The following is a 23,283-nucleotide window of genomic DNA, read 5'->3' as shown; positions in this document are numbered from 1 at the left end:
GCCATCAAACCCGGCAAAAACCTTTCAGGCTCGCCGCGCCCCCAGCAGGTCCACCGCACACAGCGCAATGCGCCGACACGCCTGAGCCAGTTTCACCTGATCGACCACCAAGCCGATCCGGATATGCCCCGCCGCACTCGGCCCGAACGCCTCCCCGGCCAGCACCGAAACGCCATAGCCTTCCAGCAACCGCTCGGCAAAGCCCTGGGCGCCGAGCCCGGTCTGGCGCACGTCCACCATCACAAACATGCCGCCATCCGGGCGGATCGGGCGCAGCCCCGGGCAATCGCTCAATGCCGCGCACACCAGATCGCGGCGCTGGCGATATTCTTCGCGCATCAGCGCCACTTCCGGCAGGTCTTCATCAAGCGCCACTTGCGCCGCGTTCTGGATGAAGTCCGGAATCCCGAACAGCATGCTCAACGACAGGTTCACAAGGTGCTCGGCCATGGGTTTGGGGCCAATCGCCCAGCCGACCCGCCAGCCGCTCATGGCGTGGGATTTGGACAGGCTGTTGATGGTCGCGGTGCGTTCGGCCATGCCCGGCAAACTCGCCGGGCTGGTGTGTTCGCCCTCGAACAACAGATCACTGTAGACCTCATCGCTGATCAGCCACAGGTCATGGCGCACGCATAACGCCGCGAGCGCTTGCCAGGTGGGCAACGGCAAACTCGCGCCGGACGGATTGTTGGGACTGTTGAGCAGGATGGCTCGGGTCTTCGGGCTGATCCGTGCCGCGACATCCGCCGGGTCGACGCGAAAGCCGTTTTCCGGTCGAACCGGCACCGGCACGACTGTCGCGGCGCAGGCGCCGAACACGCCTTCGTAGGTCACGTACATCGGTTCGGCGACGATCACTTCATCACCCGGATCGAGCAGGCATTGCGCGACCGAATACACCGCGCATTGCGCCCCCGGGAACACGATCACATGGTCGCCATCCACCGCTTGGCCGCTGCGCTGGCAATGGCGGCGCGCGATGCTGTTACGCAGCCCTCGACTGCCGCGCACCTCCGGGTAATGGGTGTCGCCGGCCTGCAAGCTGTCGATGGCGGCCTGGACAATGGGTTGTGGCGTGTCAAAGTCTGGATCGCCAATCGACAACAGCAGGACATCGACGCCCTGCTCGCGCATTTCCAGCGCTCGGTCATGAATCTGCCAGGCGGCGGCTCCGTCGCCGGCGATTCGTTGGGTCAAGGCTGAATAGCGCATGTGGTTCTCCTGTCGCGCGCGAACTTCCAGCCCTCACCCTATCTCAAATCACGAAACGCGCCACCATGGCATTCAAGTCCACCGCCAGGCGCGACAGCTCATGAGTAGCGGCGCTGGTCTGGTTGGCTCCGGCGGCAGACTGAGTGGCCAGGTCACGGATGTTCACCAGGTTGCGGTCGACTTCACGGGACACTTGCGCCTGCTCTTCCGAAGCGCTGGCGATCACCAGGTTGCGTTCGTTGATCAAATGAATCGACTGAGTGATCTGCTCCAGTGCGATGCCGGCGGCGCGGGCCATTTCCAGAGTGCTTTGGGTGCGCTGATTGCTTTGCTGCATCGACGAAACCGCTTCGCCGGTGCCGTTCTGAATGCCGGCGACCATTTTTTCGATCTCCTGAGTCGACTGCGCGGTGCGATGAGCCAGCGCCCGCACTTCGTCCGCGACCACGGCAAAACCCCGTCCGGCTTCACCGGCACGGGCAGCTTCGATGGCGGCGTTGAGCGCCAGCAGATTGGTTTGTTCGGCGATGGCGCGGATCACGTCCAGCACTTTGCCGATGTCACGACCCTGCGCGGCCAGGCCTTCAATCATCAGCGAAGTGTTTTGCACGTCATGGGTCATGGTCTGGATCGCGTCGACGGTTTCCACCACCCGGTCGCGCCCTTCGCGGGCGGCTTGAGTCGACTGGCTTGACGCTTCGGACGTGGACACGGCGTTGCGCGCCACTTCATCCACAGCGGCGGTCATTTCGTTGACGGCCGTGGCGGCTTGTTCGATTTCGTTGTTTTGCTGTTGCAGTCCGCGCGAGGCTTCTTGCGTCACGGTGCTCAGTTCTTCGGCAGCGGCACCCAATTGCGTGGCCGAACCGGCAATCTGTTCGATGGTTTTGCGCAGGTTGGCCTGCATCGTGGCCAAGGCACCGAGCAACCGCGCCGGTTCGTCGTTGCCGTCAATGTCGATAACTTTGGTCAGGTTGCCACCGGCGATGGTTTCGGCCGCCTGCACGGCGCGGTTCAGCGGGGTAACGATGCTGCGGGTCAGCAACCAGGCCAGCAACACCGTCAATACTGCTGCCATGATCGAGACGGCGACGATACCCGTAATGGCGCTGCTGTAATGTTCGCCCGCCTCGACACCCGCCGCCTTGGCGTAGCCGTTGTTGAGGGCCACCAGTTTGTTCAACTGCTCGCCCATCTGGTCGGTTCCGTCCTTGATCCGCGTATTGATCAGGGTACGCATCTCGTCGAGCTGGTTCTGGCGCGACAGCTCCATCATCTGGTTTTGCGCTTGCAGGTAGCCGTCCAGTGTTGCCATGAATGTCTTGTACAACGCCGCTTCTTCCGGCTGGGCAGGCAACGCTGCGTAACTGGCTTGGGCACTGTGCAATTTGTCGATGAGCACACCGATGCGTGTTTGCGCTTCCTGCAACGCGGCCGGTTCGCGGTTGGTCAGCACACGGAAAGAAAGGATGCGCAGTCGCAGGACGTTCTCGGTCATGTTGCCCAGGAAACTGACGCTGGGCAGCTGCGTGCTTTCCATATCAATGGAAGCCTGGCGGATGATCGACATGCGGTTGATGGCAAACACGCCCAGCGCGATGACGAGCAAGGCAATAAAGGAGAAACCCAGGAAAGCTCGAGGCGCGATGTTCAGATTACGCAGTGACATAGGATGATTCTCGGAAGATTGAGGCTACGAGCGTCCATGCTGTGATCGCTGACTGGCGGGCGTTGGCGCGCACCTTGTCAGCTTGGCGCCACTGTCGAATCGGGTGTTTAAGCGTCTATTGTGGGTATCGGCTGAAGATGAGGATTTTTGCGGGGATTGGAGAAATATATTTCGGGGGGGGCGAGTGCTTCAACCGTGAAACACAATCACCTGTAGCAGCTGCCGAAGGCTGCGTTCGATTGCGAAGCGGTCGCGCTGTTCAAATCCTGCGACTGCTGCGCAGTCGGACGCAGCCTCGCTACGAGCTTTGCGTCAGGCTTTGGCGATCCGCCAGACCCGGGCGATGTCACTGGCTCGATCCTGCAACAACCGAGGTGCCTCGGCGCACGCTTGTTCCAGCGTCATCGGCCCGCTCGCCAAGGCAAACGCGGCATCGATGCCATGTTCGTACAACGCCTGATACCCCTCACCCAAGGTGCCTGCGATCACGATCACCGGCACGCCCTGCTCCCGGGCAACGCGCGCCACGCCAAACGGCGTCTTGCCACGCAAGGTCTGGGCATCGAAGCGTCCTTCGCCGGTAATCACCAGATCGGCACCTTTAACGGCCTCGGCCAACCCGACCAACTCGGCGACCACTTCCACCCCGGCTTTAAATTGCGCACCGAGGAAGGCCTTGGCAGCAAACCCCAAGCCACCTGCCGCGCCACTGCCGGGTTCATCCTTGACATCATGACCCAGCGCATCGGCGCACAGATCGGCGAAGTGCCCGAGCGCGCTGTCCAGTTGCTGCACCTGCTCGGGCGATGCACCTTTTTGCGGGCCGAAAATCGCTGATGCGCCGTGAGGGCCACACAAGGGGTTGTTGACGTCAGCGGCAATGTCGAAGCGCACCCCGCTCAGACGCGAATCCATGTCGCTCAGATCAATGCGATCCAGTTGCGTCAACGCCAAGCCGCCCGGCGCCAGGGGCTGCCCCTGCGCATCCAGCAACTTCACACCCAGCGCCTGCATCGCCCCGGCGCCGCCGTCGTTGGTGGCACTGCCGCCAATCGCCAGAATCACCCGTTGCGCCCCGGCATCGAGCGCCGCGCGAATCAATTCACCGGTGCCGAACGTGCTGCTGGTGCACGCGTCACGCTGGCCTGGCGGGACCAGTTGCAGGCCGCTGGCTTCAGCCATTTCGATGATTGCGGTGTGGTTCTTCGGCAGCCAACCCCATGCGGCGTCGACCATCGCCCCGAGCGGCCCCCGTACATTCGTGCGGCGCAATTCGCCTTCGCACGCGGCCAGAATCGACTCGACCGTCCCCTCCCCGCCGTCAGCCATCGGGCACTTGATCAATTGCGCGTCTGGCCAGACCTCTGCCAGCCCCAGCGCAATGGCGTCGGCCACACCTTGGGCACTGAGGCTGTCCTTGAACGAATCGGGGGCGATGACGATTTTCATGCGAGTTCTCCAGTTCCAATGCGCTCCATGCTGCCAGTCGGCAGAAACAATAACGCCAGTCCGTTGCACAAGTGGCCATGGCGTTTATTGTTCATTTCCACAAAACCCACACAGTCACCGTAGCAGCTGCCGAGCCTGCGAGGCTGCGTTCGGCGGCGAAGCCGTCGTGAAATCATGCGCTGCGGTGTGTCAGGTAAATCATGCTTACCGGTTTTACGACTGCTGCGCAGCCGAACGCAGCCTCGCAGGCTCGGCAGCTGCTACAGGGTTTGTGTTAGGTCAGTCGGTTTGGGGCAGGAGCTGCACGCCGAGATAGAGCGCAAGCATGCCGTCCAGCTTGAGCGGATCAACGCCGCTCAACTCGGCGATTCGCTCCATTCGATAGCGCAAGCTGTTGCGATGAATGCCCAGCGCATCGGCACAGGCCTGGCTTTGGCCATCGTGATCACACCAACTGCGCAACGTCGCGAGCAACTGGCCGTTGCTGTCCTTGGCGATGACTTTGCGCAACGGCTTGAGCAACTCATCCAGTGCGTCGTCGTTACGATGGCGCCAGAGCATCACCGGCAATCGATAACGGGTCAGCGTCAGCAAACGTGATCGCGGCAATACATCTCGCCCATACGCCAGCAAGTCGCCGACCCGCCGGTAGCAGCGCCGCAACCCCGACAAGCCATCGGCCTGACCGCCCACGGCGATGCGCAGAATGTTCCAGCCCAGGCCATCGAGCTTTTCCAGCAACCGATCATTCTCAATGGTTTGCGCGGCCGGTCGGCACCACAGCAACGACGACTTGGCTGAACTGACGCACCAACTGTCCGGGTAACGCGTGCTCAGCCAGGCACTCAGCGCTTCAACGGTTTGCGTCGGGCCGTGCTCCATACCCAACTCAAACAGGTAAGGCACCCGGGTCATTTGCGGTTTGAGCCCCAATTGCTGTGCTTCATCCAGCAACCGAGGTGAGTCCCCCGCCTCGCTCAGCAACAATGCCAGCAGATCATCGCAACGCTGACGCCGCCATTGCTGCTCGGCCTGCTGATTGCGCTGGCCCACGAGCATTTCCGCGGTCATTCGCACCAGTTCGGCATAGGTGCGCAGCGCCTCGGGTTCGCCGGTAATGCCGAGCACACCAATCAAGCGCCCATCGAGCAACAGCGGCAGGTTGATGCCCGGCTGCACGCCCTTGAGATGAATCGCGGTCTGCGCGTCGATTTCCACCACTCGACCATTGGCCAGGACCAGTTGCGCGCCTTCGTGGCGGGTGTTGATGCGTTCGGGTTCGCCGCTGCCAAGAATCAATCCCTGGCTGTCCATGACGTTGACGTTGTACGGCAGGATGGCCATTGCCCGGTCGACGATGTCCTGGGCCAGGTCGTGATCGAGTTCGAACATAACGGGGATCCTTGAAAACGGGGTGGGACGGGTTGTTCACCCGCACAGGCCTTGGTCGCAAACCCTGTGCTCAGGCACAAAGACAACAACCCGGGGCGTGACCGAGACTCACTGGGCGATCAACGTTACCCTTGCATCGCAAAAAATCATAATAAAGAGAGAGCCGCCATGTCACAGAGCGCCGCCGCTACCCAGGCCATCGTTGACGAAAAAAACGCCGTCTACAAACGCATTACCCTGCGTTTGATCCCCTTCATTTTCATCTGCTACCTGTTCAACTACCTCGACCGGGTGAACGTTGGATTTGCCAAACTGCAGATGCTCGACGCGCTGAAATTCAGCGAAACCGTGTACGGCCTCGGTGCCGGTATTTTCTTTATCGGCTACGTGCTGTGTGGCGTGCCAAGCAACCTGGCCCTGACCAGGTTTGGCCCACGGCGCTGGATCGCGTTGATGATGATCGTCTGGGGCACGTTGTCGACCTGCCTGCTGTTCGTCACCACCCCGACCGAGTTCTACACCTTGCGCCTGTTCACCGGCGCGGCCGAAGCCGGGTTCTTCCCGGGCGTGGTGCTGTACCTCTCGCAGTGGTTCCCGACTTTCCGCCGTGGCCGCATCATGGCGCTGTTCATGTCGGCGATCCCGGTGTCCGGCCTGCTGGGCAGCCCGTTCTCCGGCTGGATCCTCAATCACTTTGGTGCAGGCCAGGGCGGCTTGGCCGGCTGGCAGTGGATGTTCCTGCTGCAAGGCATTCCGACCGTGATCCTCGGCGCCCTCGCCTATTTCCTGTTGAGCGACAGCTACGCCAACGCCAAATGGCTGACCCCGTTTGAGCGCTCGGTGCTGGAAGCGGATCACGCTGAAGACCTGGCCAACAAACCGAAAACCACCACCGATTCGTTGTCGGCGGTGTTCAAGAACCCGGCGATCTGGGCGTTCGGCTTGATTTACTTCTGCATTCAGAGCGGTGTCTACGCGATCAACTTCTGGCTGCCGTCGATCATCAAGAACCTGGGCTTCAGCGACAACATGGTGATTGGCTGGCTGAGCGCGATTCCGTACCTGTTGGCCGCCGTTTTCATGCTGATGGTCGGTCGCTCGGCGGATTTGCGCAAAGAACGCCGCTGGCACTTGGTGGTGCCGATGCTGATGGGTGCGGTCGGCCTGCTGATCGCGGTGAACTTTGCGACGACGCCGGCCATTGCGATTCTCGGCCTGACCATCGCCACCATGGGCGCCCTCACCGGCCTGCCGATGTTCTGGCCGGTGCCAACGGCGCTGCTGAGCGCGGGCGCGGCGGCGGGTGGCTTGGCGTTGATCAACTCGATGGGGCAGATGGCGGGTTTCCTCAGCCCGTACCTCGTGGGTTGGGTCAAGGACAGCACCGGTTCGACCGATGCGGCGTTGTACCTGCTGGCAGGCGTGATCGTGTGCGGCAGCTTGCTGGCGCTGCGCATGACGCGCACGTTGCGGGTGTAAGCCTGTTCTACATCGAAAAAAAACGGCCCTTTCGGCTAATGCCGATGAATTTGCAGTAACGCAATTTGTAGCAGCTGGCGCAGCCTGCGTTCGGCTGCGCAGCAGTCGTGAAATCAGACGATGCGGTGTTTCAGGAAGACCACATGTTCCGGTTTCACGACTGCTGCGCAGCCGAACGCAGGCTGCGCCAGCTGCTACAGATCGCGTAGTGGCTTAACTAATCGGTGTTAGACATGGGGGTCGACGTTGTCGAGCATCTGGTTCACCGCCAGTTCGCCCAGCATGACCGAGTTTTGAATGCCCAGCAGGGTGTGGCGCTGTGTTCCGTTCAATTGCCCGACGAAATCACTCAACATGACACTCGCTGACGCCAACGTCTCGCAGGCATTGACCAGCAGGGTTTCGTGATCGGTGTTGGAGCCTACGAAGTAGATCGTGCTGGGTTTGCGTGGGGTGTCTTTGGGGATGACCGGTTTGAGGTAGTAATCGAGGGCTCGGTCGGCGGCGGTGTTGAGCTTTTTGGAGTCGGTGGAATCGTAGGGGGAAACGTCGTCGGTGTCGGTTTCTGGTGGGTTGGGTGTGATCTTGAACATAGATGAAACTCCTTGCGTCGAATAAGGAGCCATCACTTTCGCTACCAAACGAAGAGGTGGTGGCCATACGCAGGTTGGTAGACCGGGACGCAAGGAGACCGGCGCGCCCGAAGACGCCCTGTGCATGACCACCATAAAGTCGAGACGAAAAACGCCACGAAATAGTGATGCTGCGAACCTTACGTAAATCCCGGGCTACCAAACCCGATCGCTGTTTTTCAGCGACGAGCAAACGATAGAACCCAGGCCCAAGGCGCACAAGCCGGCGGATTCTGGCGCAGTCGTAGGTAACGGCGCAAGGTTATGTAGCCTCCAGCCCCATCCATTCCGACCGTTTAAACATTGCTGTTTATTGCCAATGCGCCCACCGATTAATTGAGCGGATATTCCGATTGCTCCCGACGACGGTTCTGGTATTTGATTGAGGCCTTTCTCCCACCGGTAAAAGGATTTCCTCATGAGCTATCGCACGCTGGGTCATTCGGGTTTGCAGGTCTCTACCCTGACCCTGGGCACGATGATGTTCGGCGAACAGACCAGCACCGAAGATTCCCTGCGGATCATCGACAAGGCCTGGGACCAGGGCATCAATTTCATCGACACTGCGGACGTTTACACGGGCGGACGTTCGGAAGAAATCGTCGGCGAAGCGATTGCCGGCAATCGGCATGAATGGGTGCTGGCGACCAAGGTCGGCTTCGGCCCGGTGGACGGTGTGCCGAACCGCAGCGGCTTGAGCCGCAAACACCTGTTCAACGGCATCGACGCCAGCCTGACGCGTTTGGGCACCGACTATCTCGACATCTATTACCTGCACCGCGAAGACCACAACACGCCGTTGGAAGTGACCGTGTCAGCGATGGGCGATCTGATTCGCCAGGGCAAGGTCCGTTACTGGGGTTTGTCGAACTACCGTGGCTGGCGTATCGCCGAGGTGATTCGCGTGGCCGATCAACTGGGCGTCGACCGGCCAGTGATCAGTCAACCGCTGTACAACATCGTCAACCGCCAGGTGGAAACCGAGCAGATGACTGCCGCGCAAAACTACGGCCTGGGGGTGGTGCCTTACAGCCCGTTGGCGCGGGGTGTGCTCAGCGGCAAATACGCGCCGGACGTGAAGCCGGACGCCAACAGCCGTGCCGGGCGCGCCGACAAACGCATTCTGGAAACCGAATGGCGGGTTGAGTCGTTGCGCATTGCCCAGCAGATTCAGCAGTACACCCAGGAACGTGGCGTGGGGATTGTCGAGTTTGCGATCGCCTGGGTGTTGAACAACAGTGCGGTGACGTCGGCCATCGTTGGGCCCCGTACTGAAGAACAATGGGACGCCTACACCAAAGCGCAAGCGGTGAAGATTACGGCTGAGGATGAGGCGTTTATTGATTCGCTGGTGGTGCCTGGGCACTCGTCGACACCGGGGTTCAATGATGTGAGCCACTTTGTGTCGGGCCGTAAACCGCGCAATACCTGAAGAAACACAATCCACTGTAGGAGCATGGCTTGCCCGCGATGGTATCGACGCGGTCTAACTGACGCACCGCGTTGCCTGCATCGCGGGCAAGCCATGCTCCTACGGTTGATAGGTGTTGATCGGTAGATCAGTGTTTAGATTGAAAACCACGTATCCTCTGCGCCCCGTTTCACGTTCAACCTCGCGAGGGCAGTTTGTCTAAAGGTATCGCTTTATCGGTCACAGCCTCGGTGCTGTTTGCCGTCATGTATTACTACACCTCGTTGCTCACGCCCCTGAGTGGCGTGGAAATTTTCGGCTGGCGGATGCTGCTGACCGTGCCGTGCATGACCGTATTCATGGTGGTGTCCGGTGAATGGAAGCATGTGGTCGGGATTGCTCGGCGCGTCAAAGCGAATCCGAAACTGGCTGCCGGCCTGATCGCCTCCTCGACCCTGCTCGCGGTGCAACTCTGGCTGTTTATGTGGGCGCCGCTCAACGGCTACAGCCTTGACGTATCGCTGGGTTATTTCCTGCTGCCGCTGACCATGGTGCTCACTGGGCGGATCGCCTACGGTGAACGCCTCTCCTACCTACAAAAAATCGCCGTGTTTTTTGCCTGCCTCGGGGTGGCGAACGAGGTGTATCAAGTCGGTGGCTTTTCCTGGGCGACGTTGCTGGTGTGTATCGGCTATCCGACCTATTTTGTCGTGCGTAAACGCCTGGCAACGGACAACCTGGGCGGGTTATGGCTGGACATGGCGCTGACGCTGCCGGTGGCTTTCTGGTTCGTGCAGAGTGGTGAACAGGGCTTTGGTGTGTTCGATCAACATCCGTGGCTGTCACTGTTGATCCCGATTCTCGGGGTGATCAGCGCTTCAGCATTGGTGGTTTACATCATCGCCAGCCGCTTGTTGCCGTTCAGTCTTTTCGGGCTGTTGAGTTATGTCGAGCCGGTGCTGTTGCTGGGCGTGGCGCTGTTGCTCGGGGAAAGCATCAAGCCTGGAGAATGGCTGACGTACATTCCGATCTGGATGGCAGTCGTGGTGCTGGTGTTTGAAGGGTTCAAGCATCTGATGCGACAGAGCCGCAAACCAATGTAACTGAAATGAAAAAGCCCGATCAATTGATCGGGCTTTTTTACATCTACTGCGGTTTAGTCGGTGGACAGCACGCCACGACGAACCTGGTCACGCTCGATCGATTCAAACAGTGCCTTGAAGTTGCCTTCGCCGAAACCATCGTCGCCTTTACGCTGGATGAATTCGAAGAACACCGGGCCCATCAGGGTTTCCGAGAAGATCTGCAGCAGCAGTCGCTTGTCGCCCGACTCCGACGAACCGTCCAGCAAAATACCCCGCGCTTGCAGTTCGTTGACGGGCTCGCCGTGGTTCGGCAAACGGCCTTCGAGCATTTCGTAGTAGGTTTCCGGCGGCGCGGTCATGAAGCGCATGCCGATGCTTTTCAGGTGGTCCCACGTCTTGATCAGGTCCTCGCTGAGGAAGGCCACGTGCTGGATGCCTTCGCCGTTGAACTGCATCAGGAACTCTTCGATCTGCCCGGCGCCCTTGGACGATTCTTCGTTCAGCGGGATGCGGATCATGCCGTCCGGCGCGGTCATGGCCTTGGAAGTCAGACCGGTGTATTCGCCCTTGATGTCGAAGTAGCGAATTTCACGGAAGTTGAACAGCTTCTCGTAGAAGTTCGCCCAGTACGCCATGCGCCCGCGATACACGTTGTGAGTCAGGTGGTCGATGATTTTCAGGCCAGCGCCGACCGGGTTACGGTCCACGCCTTCGATGAACACAAAGTCGATGTCATAGATCGAGCTGCCTTCACCAAAACGGTCGATCAGGTACAGCGGCGCACCGCCAATACCTTTGATCGCCGGCAGGTGCAGTTCCATCGGGCCGGTTTCGATGTGGATCGGCTGGGCGCCGAGTTCCAGCGCACGCTTGTAGGCCTTTTGCGAATCCTTGACGCGGAACGCCATGCCGCACACCGACGGGCCGTGTTCGGCCGCGAAGTACGAAGCGACGCTGTTGGGTTCGTTGTTGAGGATCAGGTTGATTGCGCCCTGACGATACAGGTGCACGTCTTTGGAGCGGTGGGTCGCAACCTTGGTGAAGCCCATGATCTGGAAGATCGGCTCCAGGGTGTTTGGGGTCGGCGATGCGAATTCGATGAACTCAAAGCCCATCAGGCCCATTGGGTTTTCGTATAAATCTGCCATTTTGGCGCCTCATCATGCTTTTAGAATTAACAAATGTTAGTTGCTAGCAATGCTGAGACCGGCGGGTGGCGCACAGGAGATGCCCCGCACGCTGCGGGCGAGGAAGTCACCGTAGATCAATTGAAACCCGAAACTCTTCATTGTCGACCCAAGGCTCTGGCGGGCAAGGCTTCTGCTGCCAGAAGACGTTTATTATTGTATGCGTAAACCGATTCTACACAGCGTAAATCGGTTTGTCCGCCTTCTGTATCAAATCCCCTTTTTCCCTACTCGTGCAAGGGGTTTGTTGCAGAGGAAAATCCCCAGCAGGATCAGCCCTCCTCCCAGGCACATCGCCCACGTCAACGGCTCGCCCAGCAGCAACGCTCCAAAGATGACAGCGGTCAGCGGGTTCAAGGCAATGAACACGCCAGCGCGCGTCGCGCCAATCTGGCGGATGCCGTCGTAATACCCGATGTAGGCCAGCGCCGAGCCCAATACGCCGAGGTACATCAGGCTCAGCCATTGTTGCGGGCCGAGGCTCTGGAGCGCGCCGAGGCTCAATTGGCCACTTGCAGCACTCGTCACCCACAGCATCACCGTCCCCAGCAAGATCGAATAGGTCACGGTCTGCACCGGCCCCAAGGACTGATTCAGGCCTTTGGAAAACAACGAGTAAATGCCCCAGCCGAGCACACAGCCGAAAATCAACAGGTCACCGATCCAGGCATCGGCATGACCGGCCAGCCACTGCGGATTGCGGCTGACAATCACCACACTGGCGCCGCCAATACAGATGGCGATGCCGGCGACTTTCGCCCGACTCAATCGCTCCTTGAACAGCAACCACGAAGCCAGGCCGATCACAGCCGGGTTCAGCGCGACGATTAATGAGGCGCGCGAGGCATTGATGTAATGCAACCCGTAAAAGAAGCACAGGTTGTAGAAGAAGATCCCGAAGAACCCCAGTAGCGCCAGTTGCAGCCATTGCCGTGGGCTCGGCCGGGATAAAGGAATTCGGGCCAGCAGCAGAAACAGCAACAATGCTGCGCTGGCCAGCAAGAACCGAAGGCTGGCGGCGAACAACGGGTTGAGGCTGTCGGCCAGGAAACGCCCCGCAACGAATGTCCCACCCCAGATCATGGTGACGGCAGCAAGTTTCCAATAAACCGCGCTTTGGGATGGCGCTGTTTGCATAAAGGTCGTCATGAGAGAACAAAACCGGACTGAAGTAGATGGCGTATCATCAGACTAATGATCGATCATCGTAAAATGAGTAAACACTCATGACACTCAGTCAACTTGAAATCTTTTCGCTGGTTGCTGAACTGCGCGGCTTTACGGCGGCCGCCAATCGCCTGGGTATCTCCCAATCGGCGGTTTCTCATGCACTGAAGTCGCTGGAACAAGAGTTGGGCGTCGAACTGATGCGGCGTCATCAGTCCCAGGTGGAGTTGAGCGACATCGGCCAACAGCTTTTGCTGCGCGCCAGGGCAATGCTCGGCTTGGCCAATACCTTGCGCCAGGAAGCCGCGGATGCGCGCGGGATGAAACGCGGCACGTTGCGCATCGGCTCGTTTGGCCCGACCTCGTCGATCAAGCTGCTGCCGTTGATCCTGCAGCATTACCGCGCGGCTCACCCGGGCATCGAAGTCCATATAGACGAAGGCCCAGACCGCCAAGTGTTGCAATGGCTTGAGGAGCGACGCGTCGATATCGGTTTTGTGGTGTTGCCGCAGGAGCGTTTTGACACCTTTGCACTGATTGAGGACCAGATGGTTGCTCTGCTTCCAGCCAATCATGCGCTGGCAAGTCATGACGCTTTAAGCCTGAGCGACTTGTGCCACGACCCGTTCGTACTGACGGAAGCCGGGTCGTCGGAACTGGTGTCACGGATGTTCAACGCCGCCCGGCTGACACCGAACATCCGTTACCGCTGCTCACAATTGATCAGTACGCTGGACACGGTCAGTCGCGGCGATGCACTGACCGTCGTCGCTGAAGGCTCGCTACCTGAAGACAACTACTGTCGCTATGTGAAGAAACCGCTGTCGCCCCCCGTCATGCGCCATGTCGGGCTGGCGGTGCTTGATCAGCGCCAGTCTTCACCCGCCACGCTGGCGTTTATCAAACTGGCCACGCGCCTGAACGCCCGTTGAGCAGCACAAGCGTCAAGGGCCAACTATCATGGCCTCTACCTGCACTCTTTTTGGGAGGCGTGTTGTCGTCCTGCCAGCATTTGAGAGCCCTGATTCTTCGTGAGAGGTTTCGCGAATGCCATTGAGCGCCAAAAGTCGTCGCCCGTTCGGCAGCCACACTTTTGTGACACTGCTCTGCGGATTGCTCCCGGTGATATTGGGTTTTGCCATTCTGTATATGCAGGCTGAACGGGTGCTCCGGCAAAGTACCCAATCGACCGCAGACGAAGCGCTGCGCCAGTTCGAACTGATGCTCGACAATACTGCCCAATCCGCACGCGAGTTGCTGCCGCTGGCTGGCCAGGCCTGTAATGACGTCAAGTTGGCCCTGCGCGAACAAGTCACCCGTCGCCCGTTTGTGCGTTCCGCAAGCCTGGTGTTGGACGACAACCTCTATTGCAGCTCGTTGTTCGGCGACGCCCAAGAGAAGGTCAATGCCGGCGACTACACGCAAGGCTCACTGTGGCTGATGAATGGCAACCCGGTCACGCCCGATACCGCGTTGTTGGTGTATCGCCTGAGCAAGGGAAAACAGGGCGCACTGACGACCCTGGACGGCTACCACTTAAGTAACGTGCTGCGCCTGATTGGCCGCAAGACGTTGCTGTTACTGCAAGTCGGCCCGAACTGGCTGTCCACCGACGGCAAGGTCCACGTAGGCGCCCTGCCCGTTTTGCCTGTGGCCGAAAGCAAACTCACGTCCTCGCACTATGCCTTTACCGTCGCAGCCGGTTTCCCCGAGGGGGAAAACTGGCGGTACATGGCCAGTGAATACCCGCCACTGTTCAGCCTGTTGATTTTTTTTGGTGTGGTATCGGGCGCCATCGGACATGTCTTGCAAAAACGTACATGGTCGCCGACACACGAAATGCAGCGCGCGCTAAAGGCGCAAGAGTTTGTCCCGTATTTTCAGCCGGTGGTGCACGGCGATACGAAGAAATGGTCCGGCACTGAAGTGTTGATGCGCTGGAAACACCCGAAGGAAGGCATGGTGCGCCCTGATCTGTTCATCCCGTTTGCCGAACATTCCGGGTTGATCGTGCCCATGACCCGTTCGTTGATGCAACAGACGGCCCAATGCCTGGGGCCTGTTTCACAATCGTTCGATAGCCCCTTTCACATCGGTATCAATATCACCGCCAGCCACTGCAACGACCTGGAACTGGTCAAGGACTGCCGTGCGTTTCTAAGCGCCTTCGCACCCGGCTCCATTCACCTGGTACTGGAACTGACTGAGCGCGAACTGATCAAGCCGAGTGAGATTACGCTTGAGCTGTTCGAACAGCTTCATGCACTGGGTGTGATGATCGCCATTGACGACTTCGGTACCGGTCACTCGAGCCTGGTTTATCTGCGCCAGTTCAATGTGGACTTCCTGAAAATCGACCAGAGTTTTGTCGCGATGATCGGCATCGACGCCCTCTCGCGACACATTCTGGACACCATCATCGAACTCTCGGTCAAGCTCGACCTGGGAATTGTTGCCGAAGGTGTGGAAACCGAAGAACAAAGTGACTATCTGACCGCTCACGGTGTGAACTTCCTGCAAGGTTATCTGTTCGGCCAACCGATGCCCGGTGCCGAGTTCATTAACGCATTAACCCACCATTAACTAACGCCTCTAAAGCGACGAGACATCGACACCGCGCACCAATTTGAATCAAAAGACTACTGTTGTTACATGAAGAAAAAGTCAGGATTTACTCTTGAGCAATTAACTACTACAATTTTTCATGCCTGTGCAAGATTGGCAGGTGAGCCACTATCACCGAGTCGCTTCAAGGCTCTTGGCTTATAGCTTTGTTTGCGGTTGGTATCAGCCAAACACACTATTGGAGTAAAGATATTGTCCAGACTCGCTGAATTTCGTGCAGCTGAAAAGGCCCTTCAGGAACAGCTCAAGCAGCTGGAATCGCTGAAGAATGATGCCGGGCTCAAGAAAGAAATCGAATTCGAAGAAAAGCTCCAGGGGCTGATGAAAACCTACGGCAAAGGCCTGCGTGACATCATCGCCATTCTCGATCCGAACCCGGCAAAATCCGGTCTGCAACAAGCAAAAACACCTAAAACCCGCCGCGCTCGCGTGGTCAAGGTCTATCAGAACCCGCACACCGGCGAACTGATTGAAACCAAGGGTGGCAACCACCGAGGCCTGAAGGCCTGGAAGGAACAATACGGTGCCGCCACCGTTGATTCCTGGCTGCGCGGCTAACAGCTAGCGGTTATAAAAAAGCCCTGCCAATGCAGGGCTTTTTCATGAATACCCTCTAAATGCAACGATTAGTAGGGCTCAACTCGCAACTTGCCGATTAACTTTGCGCTTAATGCCTTTGGGTATCTAAAAATTTCGGTTCAAGCCAAAATCCGCTTCCACGTAAAATCCCGGCACTAAAGTTTCAAGCTGTTTCGTACCCCCTCAATTTCTTCCCGACTTGCCTTATAAGCCTCGGCCTGCCCCGCGAACGAAAGTACATAGGCTTTATCGTCGTCCACCGCACCCACCAATGTTTGCGACAGCACATGTCGCCCGTTTTGGGTGATGGTGCATGTAGTTTCCAGCGCCGACAGACGGCTCAATGTCGCGGGATGAATTTTGTTGCAGACACTTTGATAGCCGCTTTGAAAGAAGTCCTTCTGCACCGCCTTGCGCATCTCCAGCAGCACGCCTTGCACATTCACCTGATGACCGCTTTCAACCTGAGTCATGGTCAACTCCATGACCATCACTGGCGTGCCGCCTTCATCGTTTTTGACCGCACGCTGACGGGAAACAGCAGCGCTGGCACCCTCTTGCGCAAGGGGCTCGACCACCCAGCCACTTGGCCACGTCACTTGGGGCGCCTCTGCCTGTGCGCTGGCAACCGCAGACAAGATGCCCAACAGGACAAACATCGGCTTATAGAATCGAACCATTGCAATAAACACTCACGGATTGAACCGCAAAGTCTGAGCCTCGGCCGCTTGTCAGGCAATAGCAGACTGTTTGGGTTTGGTGTTGTCTGAGGCGTTGCGTATCATTGTCGCCATTCGTTAGCCCCACTTATTTTTCCGGAGGGCCCATGAGCCTGCACGAACTGAACACCTTCCCAGGCGTCACCGCCCAGCCTGACACCGCGACCCAGAAGTTCGTCTTCAACCACACCATGCTGCGGGTCAAGGACATCACCAAATCCCTGGATTTCTACACCCGCATCCTCGGTTTCACGCTGGTGGAAAAACGCGACTTCCCGGAAGCCGAGTTCAGCCTGTATTTCCTCGCCCTGGTTGACAAAAACCAGGTTCCGGCCGACGCCGCTGCTCGCACCGAGTGGATGAAATCGATCCCCGGCATTCTCGAACTGACCCACAACCACGGCACCGAGAACGACCCTGACTTCGCTTACCACAACGGCAACACCGACCCGCGTGGTTTCGGTCATATCTGCATCTCCGTGCAGGACATTCGTGCTGCCTGCGAGCGCTTCGAAGCACTGGGCTGCGATTTCCAGAAACGCCTCAATGACGGACGCATGAAGAGCCTGGCCTTTATCAAGGACCCGGATGCTTACTGGGTCGAGATCATTCAGCCCGCACCGCTGTAAATCCGCGTCTTCCCGAGGCACAAAAAAACCCCATGATCTCTCATGGGGTTTTGTGTTTTCAGCGTCGGCGTTTACGCTGGAGCCGAAGTCCGGATCAAGTGATCGAATGCGCTCAAGGAAGCCTTGGCGCCCTCGCCCACTGCGATCACGATCTGCTTGTACGGCACGGTGGTCACGTCACCGGCGGCAAATACGCCCGGCATCGAGGTTTCACCACGCGCATCCACAATGATCTCGCCACGAGGCGACAACTCGATGGTGCCCTTGAGCCAATCGGTGTTAGGCAGCAAACCGATCTGCACGAAGATGCCTTCGAGGTTGACCGTGTTGAACTCGCCTGAATCGCGATCCTTGTAGACCAGCCCCGTAACCTTCTGGCCATCACCTTTTACTTCGCTGGTCAGGGCGCTGGTGATAACGGTGACGTTAGGCAGGCTGAACAACTTGCGTTGCAACACCGCATCAGCGCGCAACTTGCTGTCGAATTCCAGCAGCGTAACTTGGCTGACGATACCGGCCAGATCGATAGCCGCCTCAACGCCTGAGTTACCGCCGCCAATTACCGCGACGCGCTTGCCTTTGAACAGCGGACCGTCGCAGTGCGGACAGAAACATACGCCTTTGGCCTTGTATTGCTGTTCGCCCGGCACACCCATTTCACGCCAGCGGGCGCCGGTGGCAAGGATCAGTGCCTTGGTTTTCAGCGTGGCTCCGCTTTCGAAACGAACCTCATGCAACTCACCGGGATTCTTCGCCGGGATCAGTGCCGTGGCCCGCTGCAGGTTCATGATATCGACGTCGTATTGCTTGACGTGTTCTTCGAGGGCGCTGGCCAGTTTCGGCCCCTCGGTTTCCTGCACGGAAATGAAGTTCTCGATGGCCATGGTGTCGAGCACCTGCCCACCAAACCGTTCTGCCGCGACGCCAGTGCGAATACCTTTACGCGCCGCATAGATCGCGGCCGAAGCACCGGCTGGCCCACCGCCGACCACCAGCACATCAAAGGCTTGTTTGGCGCTGATCTTCTCGGCTTGACGCTCGATACCGCTGGTGTCGAGTTTGGCGAGGATTTCTTCCAGGCCCATGCGGCCCTGGCCGAAGTTCACGCCGTTCAGGTACACACTGGGCACCGCCATGATCTGACGGTCATCGACTTCAGCCTGGAACAGTGCGCCGTCGATGGCGACGTGGCGGATGTTCGGGTTCAGCACGGCCATCAGGTTCAGCGCCTGAACGACGTCCGGGCAGTTCTGGCAGGACAGCGAGAAGTAAGTCTCGAAGCTGAATTCGCCTTTGAGCGAGCGGATCTGTTCGATCACTTCAACACTGGCTTTCGAAGGGTGGCCGCCGACTTGCAACAGTGCCAACACTAATGACGTGAATTCGTGGCCCATCGGGAGGCCGGCAAAACGCAGGCTGATATCGGCTCCTGGGCGATTGATCGAGAACGATGGCTTGCGTGCATCATCACCGTTATCGAGCAAAGTAATCTGGGTGGAAAGACTGGCAACGTCTTTCAACAGTTCGAGCATTTCCTGGGATTTCGCACCGTCGTCGAGGGAGGCAACGATCTCGATCGGCTGGGTGACCCGTTCCAGGTACGATTTCAACTGGGCTTTAAGATTGGCGTCCAACATACGGGCGATTTCCTTTCTGGTGTTTCATAAAAAGCAGACATAAAAAAACGCCCGAGCGAATCTCGCCCGGGCGTTTTTATTGGGCGGTGCAGCTTACTGAGTAGGTGCGGCGTACCGCCCTGATGAAGCGCTCACAGACTTAGATCTTGCCGACCAGGTCCAGGGACGGTGCCAGAGTGGCCTCGCCTTCTTTCCACTTGGCTGGGCAAACCTGGCCTGGGTGAGCAGCGACGTACTGGGCAGCCTTGATTTTGCGCAGCAGCTCGGAAGCGTCACGGCCAACGCCGCCATCGTTCAGCTCAACGATTTTGATCTGGCCTTCAGGGTTGATCACGAAGGTGCCACGGTCAGCCAGACCGGCTTCTTCGATCAGCACGTCGAAGTTGCGGGAGATGGCGTGAGTCGGGTCGCCGATCATGGTGTACTGGATTTTGCCGATGGCTGGCGAAGTGTTGTGCCAGGCAGCGTGGGCAAAATGGGTGTCGGTGGAAACGCTGTAGATCTCGACGCCCAGCTTCTGGAACGCGTCGTAGTTATCAGCCAGGTCTTCCAGTTCAGTCGGGCAAACGAAGGTGAAGTCAGCTGGGTAAAAGAAAACGACCGACCACTTGCCTTTCAGGTCAGCGTCCGAGACTTTTACGAAGTCGCCGTTTTTGAAGGCGTCAGCTTTGAACGGTTTAACTTGGCTGTTGATGATAGGCATCGATGACTCTCCGTCAGGGTTGAAAAGTTTGGTTGAGAAGTTGATGGGGTGAATCCTACCCAACCGATCCCCGGATGGCTCATTGGCAAACCTGATGTTGCTGATTTGTTTTCGCTATTAGCCGACGGTATTAATAGAAGAAAACGTGATCTACAGCGCCACTGGCTTTTCAGTGACCCGAGCCATTCCGAGAAACGGGCTGGCTTCAACATAGCGCATGGCGGACTTCATATCCTTCCAGCCCACGTAACTCATCAACGACTTCAAGTCCCAACCGCTCTGATGCGCCCAAGTGGCAAACCCGCGCCGCAAGGAGTGACTGGTGTAGTGCTCGGCGGGAATACCGGCACGTTCCAGCGCCTGACGCAGTAACGGGATGACGCTGTTGGCATGCAACCCCTCCTCGCTCAAGTGACCCCAGCGGTCAATGCCGCGAAACACAGGCCCGCGAACCAATGCCGCCTCGGTGATCCAGGCGATGTACGCCTGCACTGGACACAAGCGCTGCAAGGCAGGCGTCTGATAGGTTTTCCCAAGGTTTTCGCGATCGCTTTTGCTGCGCGGCAAATAGACGGTGATGCCCGAGCCGGCGCTGGCATGCACGTGCTCAATCTGTACGCGGCACAACTCATCGCTACGGAAACCACGCCAGAAGCCCAACAGGATCAGCGCCATGTCGCGCCGCGCCCTGAGCAGAGTCGGTTGGTCACCTTGAGATTTGGCGGTTTGTGCCTCCAGCTCAAGCCAGGCCACCACCTGTTCCAGATGCTGAAGCTGCAGGGGCTCGGCCTGTTTCTCTTGAGCCGGGTGCAACGCGCGGATGCCCTTGAACACTTTTTGCACCACCGGCGACTTGGTCGGGTCGGGAAACCCCTGGCTGTTGTGCCACTGCGCCAGTGCCGACAAACGCAGCTTCAACGTATTGATGGACAACACGCCCGCATGCGCCACGAGGTAGCGCGCAACGCTGTCGCTGGTAGCCGGCAAAAAACCGCCCCAGCTGACCTCGAAATGCTCGATGGCTGCCCGGTAGCTGCGACGGGTGTTGTCGCGCGTAGCGGCTTGTAGGTATCGATCCAGCTCGGTCATCGGCTCAATTCTCTAAACGTACCGCTTTGGCGGGTCTAATCGCGCTGTGCGGCTGATCACACGGGGTAATACCAGTATATCCCGCATGACAAACCGACATCATTTATCTTTATTTTTCAGATGGTACACTGCGTACTTTAGTGGCATGTACCACAGTACGAAATCGTAGGAGAACTCATGGCTCGTGGCGGCGTAAATAAAGCAGTGGTGCAAGCAGCACGTTTGGCGATCCTCGCCCGCGGCGAAAACCCAAGCATCGATGCAGTACGAATCGAAATGGGCAACACCGGCTCGAAAACCACCATTCACCGCTACCTGAAAGAACTGGATGACGGTCGCGAACGCGCCGAGCCTGCGCCAGAGCCTATCGATGATGAGCTGGCAGGCCTGGTTTCGCGCTTGGCACAACGCCTCAAGGAGAAGGCTCAGGAACCCATCGATCAGGCTCGCGAGCAGTTTGATCAGCAGCGAAAAACACTGGAAAGCCAGCTTACAGAGGCCCGGGAAACCAACGCCGAATTGCATCAGCAATATGAGATGCAAAGCCTGGCGCTGACACAGGAATCGGAATCGCTGCAAGAAACCCGCTCGATGCTGCAAACCGAACAAACCCGCAACGCCGGGCTGAATCAGGCACTGGCCGGCTTCGAATTGCGCCTGCAGGACAAGGACGAACAAATCCGCTCGCTGGAAGAGAAGCACCTGCACGCGCGCGAGGCATTGGAGCACTACCGCAACGCCGTCAAGGAACAGCGCGAACAGGAACAAAGCCGCCATGAAAGCCAGGTGCAGCAGATTCAGATGGAACTGCGTCAGTCGCAACAGAGTGCAATGGTGCGCCAGGACGAAATCACTCAACTGCACCGTGACAACGAGCGGCTTTTCACTGAAAACCGTGGCACCCAGAGAGAGCTGAACCTGTTGCAGGATCAACTCAAGCAAACCAACACGCGGCAAGACCAATTGTTGGAACAGGTCAATCGCATCGACAGCGAGCGCACCCTCCTCCAGGAACGCTTGCGCGTCGCCCTGTTGGAAGGTCAGGCGTTGAAGCAGAGTGTCGACGAGCAGTTGCAGGCGAATAAAGCGCTGGAAATCGAGTTGCTCAAGACTCAGGCGAGCCTGGATGAAAGCTTGCGTCTGGCGGCCGTCGTTGCGACAGCGCCAGACGCAACCAAGGACGATTAACCGGCGACAGGCGTACGCATGGTGACGAACTCTTCGGCGGCCGTCGGGTGCACGCCGATGGTTTCATCGAAATCGCGCTTGGTCGCTCCCGCTTTCAATGCAATTGCCAAACCCTGAACGATCTCACCGGCATCCGGGCCGACCATGTGGCAGCCCAGAACCTTATCGGTCTTGGCGTCGACCACCAGCTTCATCAGCGTGCGCTCCTGGCATTCCGTCAGGGTCAACTTCATCGGGCGGAAGCGGCTTTCGAAGATCACCACCTCGTGGCCGGCTTCGAGAGCATCTTCCTCGCTCAAGCCAACGGTGCCAATGTTCGGCAGACTGAACACGGCCGTCGGGATCATTTTGTAATCCACTGGGCGATATTGCTCGGGCTTGAACAAACGTCGCGCCACGGCCATGCCTTCGGCCAATGCAACCGGCGTCAGTTGAACACGACCAATCACATCACCCAGCGCCAGGATCGACGGCTCGGCTGTCTGATACTGATCATCAACTTCGACAAAGCCTTTCTTGTCGAGCTTGACGCCCGTGTTTTCCAGACCAAGGTTGTCGAGCATCGGGCGCCGGCCGGTCGCGTAGAACACACAATCGGCTTCCAGCTCGCGGCCATCCTTGAGCGTCACCTTCAGGCTGCCATCAGGCTGCTTGTCGATACGCTCGATGTCGGAATTGAACTGCAGGTCCATGCCGCGCTTGGTCAGCTCTTCCTGCAAATGCTTGCGTACCGCACCGTCGAAGCCGCGCAGGAACAGCTCACCGCGATACAGCAACGTGGTATTGGCGCCCAAGCCATGGAAAATACCCGCGAACTCAACAGCAATATAGCCACCGCCCACGACCAGAACGCGTTTCGGCAGTGCCTTGAGAAAGAAGGCCTGATTGGAACTGATTGCATGCTCGTGCCCCGGAATTTCCGGGATCTGCGGCCAGCCGCCGGTAGCAATCAGGATATTTTTAGCGGTGTGGCGCTCGCCATTGATCTCGACCGTGTTCGGGTCGACGATTTTGGCGTGACCTTCATGTAACGTCACGCCGCTGTTGACCAGCAAATTGCGGTAAATGCCATTCAGGCGATTGATCTCACGGTCCTTGTTGGCGATCAGCGTGGCCCAATCGAACTGAGCCTCACCCGGTGTCCAGCCGAAACCGGACGATTGCTCGAAGTCCTCGGCGAAGTGCGCACCGTAGACCAGCAACTTCTTCGGCACGCAGCCGACGTTCACACAGGTGCCGCCCAGGTAGCGGCTCTCGGCCATCGCCACTTTCGCGCCATATCCGGCGGCAAACCGCGCAGCCCGCACACCGCCGGAACCCGCGCCAATCACATACAAATCAAAATCGTAGGCCATTTTCAATCTCCTCGGCAGTCCACCAGCATACCCACAGACGCCCACCGGGCAAGCACTGCAAACGATATGGGGCCAG

20 protein-coding genes are annotated in these 23,283 nt (G+C 58.4%); 8 read left to right on the top strand and 12 right to left on the bottom strand.

Features of this window, described 5'->3' with window-relative positions; genetic code table 11:
• Positions 1 to 24 precede the first annotated feature (24 nt).
• The 4 genes from C7534_RS01935 to C7534_RS01915 all read right to left on the bottom strand — a co-directional run bounded on the left by C7534_RS01935 (position 25) and on the right by C7534_RS01915 (position 5,722).
• Positions 25 to 1,212 carry a pyridoxal phosphate-dependent aminotransferase gene (locus tag C7534_RS01935; protein ID WP_109784774.1) on the bottom strand — a complete coding sequence of 396 codons (1,188 nt, stop codon included), beginning with the start codon at positions 1,210 to 1,212 and terminating at the stop codon, positions 25 to 27.
• A 43-nt stretch (positions 1,213 to 1,255) separates the two neighbouring features.
• Positions 1,256 to 2,881 (bottom strand): methyl-accepting chemotaxis protein, encoded by a 1,626-nt coding sequence (locus tag C7534_RS01930; protein ID WP_109784773.1) that lies wholly within the window; start codon positions 2,879 to 2,881, stop codon positions 1,256 to 1,258.
• A gap of 312 nt (positions 2,882 to 3,193) precedes the next feature.
• Positions 3,194 to 4,330, bottom strand: a complete 1,137-nt coding sequence (locus C7534_RS01925) for a glycerate kinase (protein WP_109784772.1) — start codon at positions 4,328 to 4,330, stop codon at positions 3,194 to 3,196.
• A gap of 279 nt (positions 4,331 to 4,609) precedes the next feature.
• On the bottom strand, positions 4,610 to 5,722 hold the full coding sequence (locus tag C7534_RS01915) for a sugar diacid recognition domain-containing protein (protein WP_109784770.1): 1,113 nt from the start codon (positions 5,720 to 5,722) through the stop codon (positions 4,610 to 4,612).
• 168 nt (positions 5,723 to 5,890) lie between these two features.
• Between C7534_RS01915 and C7534_RS01910 the strand changes: the two genes are divergently transcribed.
• Complete coding sequence (locus C7534_RS01910) at positions 5,891 to 7,201, top strand: MFS transporter (RefSeq protein WP_109784769.1); 1,311 nt, start codon at positions 5,891 to 5,893, stop codon at positions 7,199 to 7,201.
• A 227-nt stretch (positions 7,202 to 7,428) separates the two neighbouring features.
• On the opposite strand, the gene C7534_RS01905 is transcribed toward C7534_RS01910, so the two are convergent.
• On the bottom strand, positions 7,429 to 7,794 hold the full coding sequence (locus tag C7534_RS01905) for a DUF6124 family protein (protein WP_109784768.1): 366 nt from the start codon (positions 7,792 to 7,794) through the stop codon (positions 7,429 to 7,431).
• A 457-nt stretch (positions 7,795 to 8,251) separates the two neighbouring features.
• Here C7534_RS01905 and C7534_RS01900 point away from each other — a divergent pair, with 457 nt between their 5' ends.
• Together C7534_RS01900 and rarD are read left to right on the top strand one after the other, a co-directional pair.
• Positions 8,252 to 9,265, top strand: a complete 1,014-nt coding sequence (locus tag C7534_RS01900; RefSeq protein WP_109784767.1) for an aldo/keto reductase — start codon at positions 8,252 to 8,254, stop codon at positions 9,263 to 9,265.
• A 194-nt stretch (positions 9,266 to 9,459) separates the two neighbouring features.
• Complete coding sequence (rarD, locus tag C7534_RS01895; RefSeq protein WP_109784766.1) at positions 9,460 to 10,347, top strand: EamA family transporter RarD; 888 nt, start codon at positions 9,460 to 9,462, stop codon at positions 10,345 to 10,347.
• 53 nt (positions 10,348 to 10,400) lie between these two features.
• On the opposite strand, the gene hppD is transcribed toward rarD, so the two are convergent.
• Entirely contained in the window at positions 10,401 to 11,477 is a 1,077-nt protein-coding gene (hppD, locus tag C7534_RS01890; RefSeq protein ID WP_046027366.1) for a 4-hydroxyphenylpyruvate dioxygenase, read from the bottom strand.
• Between the two features lie 249 nt (positions 11,478 to 11,726).
• Positions 11,727 to 12,665, bottom strand: coding sequence for a DMT family transporter (locus C7534_RS01885; protein WP_109784765.1), 939 nt, complete (start codon positions 12,663 to 12,665; stop codon positions 11,727 to 11,729).
• A 77-nt stretch (positions 12,666 to 12,742) separates the two neighbouring features.
• On the opposite strand from C7534_RS01885, the gene C7534_RS01880 reads away from it, so the two are divergent.
• The 3 genes from C7534_RS01880 to C7534_RS01870 all read left to right on the top strand — a co-directional run bounded on the left by C7534_RS01880 (position 12,743) and on the right by C7534_RS01870 (position 15,866).
• Entirely contained in the window at positions 12,743 to 13,615 is an 873-nt protein-coding gene (locus C7534_RS01880; protein ID WP_109784764.1) for a LysR family transcriptional regulator, read from the top strand.
• Positions 13,616 to 13,730: 115 nt separating this feature from the next.
• Positions 13,731 to 15,266: an EAL domain-containing protein gene (locus C7534_RS01875; protein ID WP_109784763.1), complete on the top strand. Its 1,536-nt coding sequence runs from the start codon at positions 13,731 to 13,733 to the stop codon at positions 15,264 to 15,266.
• Positions 15,267 to 15,500: 234 nt separating this feature from the next.
• Complete coding sequence (locus C7534_RS01870; protein ID WP_046027370.1) at positions 15,501 to 15,866, top strand: histone-like nucleoid-structuring protein, MvaT/MvaU family; 366 nt, start codon at positions 15,501 to 15,503, stop codon at positions 15,864 to 15,866.
• 176 nt (positions 15,867 to 16,042) lie between these two features.
• Here the strand turns inward: C7534_RS01870 and C7534_RS01865 are convergent, their stop codons facing one another.
• Positions 16,043 to 16,567 (bottom strand): DUF4946 domain-containing protein, encoded by a 525-nt coding sequence (locus C7534_RS01865; RefSeq protein WP_109784762.1) that lies wholly within the window; start codon positions 16,565 to 16,567, stop codon positions 16,043 to 16,045.
• Between the two features lie 146 nt (positions 16,568 to 16,713).
• Here C7534_RS01865 and gloA point away from each other — a divergent pair, with 146 nt between their 5' ends.
• The gene (gloA, locus tag C7534_RS01860; RefSeq protein WP_109784761.1) at positions 16,714 to 17,235 is read left to right on the top strand and encodes a lactoylglutathione lyase; all 522 of its coding nucleotides are present in this window, start codon (positions 16,714 to 16,716) and stop codon (positions 17,233 to 17,235) included.
• 71 nt (positions 17,236 to 17,306) lie between these two features.
• Here the strand turns inward: gloA and ahpF are convergent, their stop codons facing one another.
• The 3 genes from ahpF to C7534_RS01845 all read right to left on the bottom strand — a co-directional run bounded on the left by ahpF (position 17,307) and on the right by C7534_RS01845 (position 20,664).
• Positions 17,307 to 18,872 (bottom strand): alkyl hydroperoxide reductase subunit F, encoded by a 1,566-nt coding sequence (ahpF, locus tag C7534_RS01855; protein ID WP_109784760.1) that lies wholly within the window; start codon positions 18,870 to 18,872, stop codon positions 17,307 to 17,309.
• A gap of 139 nt (positions 18,873 to 19,011) precedes the next feature.
• Positions 19,012 to 19,575 (bottom strand): alkyl hydroperoxide reductase subunit C, encoded by a 564-nt coding sequence (ahpC, locus tag C7534_RS01850; RefSeq protein WP_007975937.1) that lies wholly within the window; start codon positions 19,573 to 19,575, stop codon positions 19,012 to 19,014.
• Positions 19,576 to 19,725: 150 nt separating this feature from the next.
• Entirely contained in the window at positions 19,726 to 20,664 is a 939-nt protein-coding gene (locus tag C7534_RS01845) for a site-specific integrase (protein ID WP_109784759.1), read from the bottom strand.
• A 177-nt stretch (positions 20,665 to 20,841) separates the two neighbouring features.
• Between C7534_RS01845 and C7534_RS01840 the strand changes: the two genes are divergently transcribed.
• On the top strand, positions 20,842 to 21,852 hold the full coding sequence (locus tag C7534_RS01840) for a DNA-binding protein (protein ID WP_109784758.1): 1,011 nt from the start codon (positions 20,842 to 20,844) through the stop codon (positions 21,850 to 21,852).
• On the opposite strand, the gene gorA is transcribed toward C7534_RS01840, so the two are convergent.
• Positions 21,849 to 23,207, bottom strand: coding sequence for a glutathione-disulfide reductase (gene gorA, locus C7534_RS01835; protein WP_109784757.1), 1,359 nt, complete (start codon positions 23,205 to 23,207; stop codon positions 21,849 to 21,851). The two genes, C7534_RS01840 and gorA, sit on opposite strands and share 4 nt — an antisense overlap.
• Between the last annotated feature and the right edge of the window lie 76 nt (positions 23,208 to 23,283).

Source organism: Pseudomonas sp. OV226 (assembly GCF_003148705.1).
Lineage (GTDB): Bacteria > Pseudomonadota > Gammaproteobacteria > Pseudomonadales > Pseudomonadaceae > Aquipseudomonas.
Note: the sequence above shows the minus strand (reverse complement) of the source record. Positions and strands in the feature narration are given on the sequence as shown.

Excerpts from the sequence above, each read along its gene's own strand:
- C7534_RS01845 (WP_109784759.1), bottom strand. The coding sequence starts at position 20,664 with ATGACCGAGCTGGATCGATACCTACAAGCCGCTACGCGCGACAACACC.
- ahpC (WP_007975937.1), bottom strand. The coding sequence starts at position 19,575 with ATGCCTATCATCAACAGCCAAGTTAAACCGTTCAAAGCTGACGCCTTC.
- C7534_RS01930 (WP_109784773.1), bottom strand. The coding sequence starts at position 2,881 with ATGTCACTGCGTAATCTGAACATCGCGCCTCGAGCTTTCCTGGGTTTC.
- C7534_RS01915 (WP_109784770.1), bottom strand. The coding sequence starts at position 5,722 with ATGTTCGAACTCGATCACGACCTGGCCCAGGACATCGTCGACCGGGCA.
- C7534_RS01900 (WP_109784767.1), top strand. The coding sequence starts at position 8,252 with ATGAGCTATCGCACGCTGGGTCATTCGGGTTTGCAGGTCTCTACCCTG.
- C7534_RS01905 (WP_109784768.1), bottom strand. The coding sequence starts at position 7,794 with ATGTTCAAGATCACACCCAACCCACCAGAAACCGACACCGACGACGTT.
- hppD (WP_046027366.1), bottom strand. The coding sequence starts at position 11,477 with ATGGCAGATTTATACGAAAACCCAATGGGCCTGATGGGCTTTGAGTTC.
- C7534_RS01935 (WP_109784774.1), bottom strand. The coding sequence starts at position 1,212 with ATGCGCTATTCAGCCTTGACCCAACGAATCGCCGGCGACGGAGCCGCC.
- C7534_RS01840 (WP_109784758.1), top strand. The coding sequence starts at position 20,842 with ATGGCTCGTGGCGGCGTAAATAAAGCAGTGGTGCAAGCAGCACGTTTG.
- gorA (WP_109784757.1), bottom strand. The coding sequence starts at position 23,207 with ATGGCCTACGATTTTGATTTGTATGTGATTGGCGCGGGTTCCGGCGGT.
- ahpF (WP_109784760.1), bottom strand. The coding sequence starts at position 18,872 with ATGTTGGACGCCAATCTTAAAGCCCAGTTGAAATCGTACCTGGAACGG.
- C7534_RS01880 (WP_109784764.1), top strand. The coding sequence starts at position 12,743 with ATGACACTCAGTCAACTTGAAATCTTTTCGCTGGTTGCTGAACTGCGC.
- C7534_RS01865 (WP_109784762.1), bottom strand. The coding sequence starts at position 16,567 with ATGGTTCGATTCTATAAGCCGATGTTTGTCCTGTTGGGCATCTTGTCT.
- C7534_RS01885 (WP_109784765.1), bottom strand. The coding sequence starts at position 12,665 with ATGACGACCTTTATGCAAACAGCGCCATCCCAAAGCGCGGTTTATTGG.
- C7534_RS01875 (WP_109784763.1), top strand. The coding sequence starts at position 13,731 with ATGCCATTGAGCGCCAAAAGTCGTCGCCCGTTCGGCAGCCACACTTTT.
- C7534_RS01925 (WP_109784772.1), bottom strand. The coding sequence starts at position 4,330 with ATGAAAATCGTCATCGCCCCCGATTCGTTCAAGGACAGCCTCAGTGCC.
- C7534_RS01910 (WP_109784769.1), top strand. The coding sequence starts at position 5,891 with ATGTCACAGAGCGCCGCCGCTACCCAGGCCATCGTTGACGAAAAAAAC.
- gloA (WP_109784761.1), top strand. The coding sequence starts at position 16,714 with ATGAGCCTGCACGAACTGAACACCTTCCCAGGCGTCACCGCCCAGCCT.